Source organism: Achromobacter maghribensis (assembly GCF_057334215.1).
Map to the genome: position 1 here is coordinate 14,704 of NZ_JBHFII010000039.1, position 3,912 is coordinate 18,615.

Genomic DNA, 3,912 nt, shown 5'->3' on the forward strand with positions numbered 1-3,912 from the left:
GGCGTGCCCGCCGGCGCCAGCACGCCCCACCACAGTTCCACCGAATAGCCGGGCTGGCCTTCGCCGATCGTCGGCAGCGCCGGATAGAACTGCGACCGTTCGGGCGAGGTCACGGCCAGCACACGCAGCTTGCCGCCCTTGAGCAGCGAGGCCGTCGACGCGAAGCTGCCGATCACGAAGTCCACCCGGCCACCCGCCAGGTCGTTCAGCGCATGCGACATGCCCTTGTAAGGCACGTGCGTAAACGAGGTCTTTTCCCCGCCGGCCAGGATTTCGCTGGCCATCTGGTTGACCGACCCGAGGCCGGCGCTGCCATACGTGAGCTTGCCGGGTTCCTTGCGGCCGGCCGCCAGCAGATCGGCCACGGACTGATAGGGCGAGTCCTTGCCCACCACCAGCGCCATCGGACTGCGCGCCAGCATCGCCACCGGCGCAAAGCTGCTCACCACGTCATACTTCAAATTGGTCTGCACGGCGGCGTTGGTCGTCAGCGTGGAAGACGAGAGCATCAGCACGGAACCGTCCTTGGGCGCGCGGGCCACATATTCGGCGCCGATCGCACCGCCCGCGCCCGGGCGGTTTTCCACGATGACGGTGGCCGACAGGCGAGCCCCCAGCTTTTCCGCCAGCACGCGCGCAAATACATCGTTGCTGCCTCCTGGCGGGAACGGCACGACCATCGTGATGGTCGCGGGGACGGCGGGCGCCGCCTGCGCCGCGGCCATGCCCGGCGCGCCCAGCGCCAGGGTCAGCGCCAGAACAGGCAGCAAGGCGGCGCGCAGGCCGGCAAGGGTCTTTGTCATGAGAGTCTCCTCGGTTGCGGTCTGGCGCCGGGCGTCGCCCGCCGGCGTTCCAGCCGCTTGTCGTTTTGTCTGAAGCGAATACTAGGACGCCCGCCTGGTGATATAAAGCGAGGATTCTTAAAACACTACGTGAGGATTTCTGATGAAGATCGAATCTTTCCGTACGCTGAATGCCGTGCTGCGCGGCGGCAGCTTCGCGGCAGGCGCGGCGGACATGAGCCTGTCGCCCAGCGCCGTCAGCCTGCAGATGAAGCAAATGGAGGCGTACTTCGGACAGCCGCTATTCGATCGGTCCGCGTTGCAGGTGCGACCCAACGCCTTTGCCGCGGAAGTTGATGCGGTGCTGCAGGACGCGCTGGCGCGCCTGGACGAACTGCGGCGGCGCAGCACGCCCGCCGTGGAAGGCAGGGTTCGGCTGGGCACGATCGAACCGTTGCAAGTGACGCTATTGCCGCCGTTGCTGCGCACATTGCGCGAACGCTATCCGTTGCTGGACGTGCGGCTGGTGCGCGGACGGGCCACGGAGCTTACCGAGAAGCTGAAAAAAGGCGAGATCGACGCCGCCATCATCACGCAACCGGAAACGGGCGGCTCCAGCCGCCTGGCCTGGACCCCGCTGTTCCGAGAAACGCTGGTACTGATCGCGCCGCCCGACTCGCACGGCACGCGCGTCGCCGAATTGTTCCAGCAGTACGAATGGATCCGTTTCGACAAGACCACCATCGGTGGCCGGCTTGCCGCGCGCTACGTCGCGCAGCATGCGCCGCATGCGCGCTGCCGCATCGAGATGCAGTCGCTGGCCGCCTTGACGGCGCTGGTGTCGGCCGGCCTGGGCGTGTGCGTGCTGCCCGAGCCCGGGCCGAACCTGCTGAATGTGCATCCGGTACGCGTGCTGCCGCTGGGCAAACAGGCGCCCTACCGCCAGATTTCGTTCGTATGCCGCCTGACGGACCAGGACAACCGGCTGGTGCAGGCCCTGTTGGAAGGCGCGCGCCCACGTCCGTAACGCCAGCAACGGCGCCTGAAGCACGGTGATGATCAGGCGCCGCCTTCCCGCTTGGCCATGTCGATGAACGCCCGCAACGCCGACGATACCCGCCGCTGCCGTGGGTAATACAGCATGAAACCCCGGATCGGCGGGCACCAGTCCTCCAGCAGCCGCACTACGCGGCCCGTTGCCAGCAGATCGTTCACGTAGTATTCCGGCACGGCGCCGATGCCGATGCCATCGACGGCGGCGCGCACCTCGGCATGCACGTCGCTTAACGAGATGCGCCCTGGCACGTCCACTTCCAGCGCCACGCCATCTTTCTCGAATTCCCATTTGTAGTAACGGCCGCTGGTAAAGCGGTAGCGCACGCATTCATGCCGCATCAAGTCGTTGGGATGCAGGGGAATCTCGCGCCCTGCCAGATAGGCGGGCGACGCGACGACCGCCATGCGCAGGCTGGGGCCGATCGGCACGGCAACCATGTCTTCAGGCACGGCCTCCAGCAGACGCACGCCCGCATCGAAACCGGACGCGACGATATCGACGAAGCTGTCGTCTTCGGCAATGTCCAGCCGGATATCCGGGTAGGCCGCCAGGAAGCGCGCGGCAAAGGGCATCAGCAGCATGTAGGACGCCGGACGCGACGTGTTGATGCGCAATGTGCCGGACGCCGCGCCGCGGAAGTGGTTCATTTCCTCGAGCGCGTCGCCCAGGTCGTGCAGCACCGGCAGCAGGCGTTCGGCCAGGCGCTGGCCAGCGTCGGTCAGCGCCACGCTACGCGTGGTCCGGTTGAACAGGTTTACCCCCAGCCGTTCTTCCAGGTTGCGGATCGCGTAGCTGACCGCCGACGTGGACAGGCTGAGCTCTTCTCCGGCACGGCGAAAGCTGCTATGCCGGGCCACCGCCGAAAAGGCGGCCAAGTGGGACAGGTTATCGGGCAGCATGATTGTGCAAATTCTTTCAACAAAACATGCGGAAATTCTAGCTTGATACCCAGTTCCCCCGGGAATATTGTGAATGCCTGCTTAACAACCCTTATTCCAGGCCATCATGATCCAAGCCCGAGGCTACGCCGCCCACAGTACCGACACCCCGCTGGTCCCGTTCAGTTTCACCCGGCGCGAACCCGGCGACGACGACGTGCTGATCGACATTCTGTACAGCGGCATCTGCCATTCCGACCTGCATCAGGCGCGCGGTGATTGGGGCAATTCCGTCTATCCGATGGTGCCGGGCCACGAAATCGTGGGTCGCGTCGCCCAGGTCGGCAAGAACGTCACCAAGTTCAAGCCGGGCGATTACGCTGGCGTGGGCTGCATGGTGGATTCCTGCCTGCACTGCAAAGCCTGCCGCCTGAACCTGGAGCAATACTGCGAAGAAGGTGCCACGCTCACCTACAACGACCGCGAGCGTGGCAGCGATCAGTTGACCTTTGGCGGCTATTCCGACCGCATCGTCGTGCGCGAGCACTTCGTCGTGAAAGTGTCCGACACGCTTGACCTGAAGGCCGTCGCCCCGTTGCTGTGCGCCGGCATCACCACCTATTCCCCGCTGCGCCACTGGAAAGTCGGGCCCGGCCACAAAGTCGGTGTCATCGGCCTGGGCGGACTGGGTCACATGGGGGTGAAGTTCGCCCACGCGCTGGGCGCGCATGTGGTGATGATCACCACGTCGGCCGACAAAGGGCGCGATGCCAAGCGCCTGGGCGCGGACGAAGTGCTGGTCTCACGCGACCCCGAGGCAATGGCGGCGCATGCGGGCACGTTTGATTTCCTGTTGAACACGGTGCCCGTCAGCCACGACGTGAACCCGTACATGGCGCTGCTGGGCTTGAATGGCACCATGGCGCTGGTGGGCGCGCTGACGCCGCTGGACCCGATCCCGGGTGCGAACCTGATCCTGGGACGCAAGTCGCTGGCGGGATCCGCCATCGGCGGCATGGAAGAAACTCAGGAGATGATGGATTTCTGCGCCCAGCACGGCATCGTCAGCGATGTGGAGATCGTGCCGATCCAGTCGGTCAACGAGGCCTACGAACGCCTGTCGAACAACGACGTCAAGTACCGCTTCGTGATCGACATGGCATCGCTGGCGACGGAACCGGGCCCGGCCTAGCAC

The 3,912-nt window shown here is 65.2% G+C and carries 4 protein-coding genes; 2 read left to right on the forward strand and 2 right to left on the reverse strand.

The features are described from left to right. Positions 1-803, reverse strand: an 803-nt coding sequence (locus tag ACE039_RS15680) for a tripartite tricarboxylate transporter substrate-binding protein (RefSeq protein WP_485822769.1), incomplete at its 3' end; no start/stop codon positions are given. Positions 804-945: 142 nt separating this feature from the next. Here ACE039_RS15680 and ACE039_RS15685 point away from each other — a divergent pair. Then, positions 946-1,809, forward strand: coding sequence for a LysR family transcriptional regulator (locus ACE039_RS15685; RefSeq protein ID WP_332007907.1), 864 nt, complete (start codon positions 946-948; stop codon positions 1,807-1,809). A gap of 32 nt (positions 1,810-1,841) precedes the next feature. Here the strand turns inward: ACE039_RS15685 and ACE039_RS15690 are convergent, their stop codons facing one another. After that, positions 1,842-2,738 (reverse strand): LysR family transcriptional regulator, encoded by an 897-nt coding sequence (locus tag ACE039_RS15690; protein ID WP_485822770.1) that lies wholly within the window; start codon positions 2,736-2,738, stop codon positions 1,842-1,844. A 106-nt stretch (positions 2,739-2,844) separates the two neighbouring features. On the opposite strand from ACE039_RS15690, the gene ACE039_RS15695 reads away from it, so the two are divergent. Further along, the gene (locus tag ACE039_RS15695) at positions 2,845-3,909 is read left to right on the forward strand and encodes an NAD(P)-dependent alcohol dehydrogenase (protein ID WP_485822771.1); all 1,065 of its coding nucleotides are present in this window, start codon (positions 2,845-2,847) and stop codon (positions 3,907-3,909) included. The last annotated feature ends 3 nt before the right edge of the window (positions 3,910-3,912 follow it).

Excerpts from the sequence above, each read along its gene's own strand:
- ACE039_RS15685 (WP_332007907.1), top strand. The coding sequence starts at position 946 with ATGAAGATCGAATCTTTCCGTACGCTGAATGCCGTGCTGCGCGGCGGC.
- ACE039_RS15695 (WP_485822771.1), top strand. The coding sequence starts at position 2,845 with ATGATCCAAGCCCGAGGCTACGCCGCCCACAGTACCGACACCCCGCTG.
- ACE039_RS15690 (WP_485822770.1), bottom strand. The coding sequence starts at position 2,738 with ATGCTGCCCGATAACCTGTCCCACTTGGCCGCCTTTTCGGCGGTGGCC.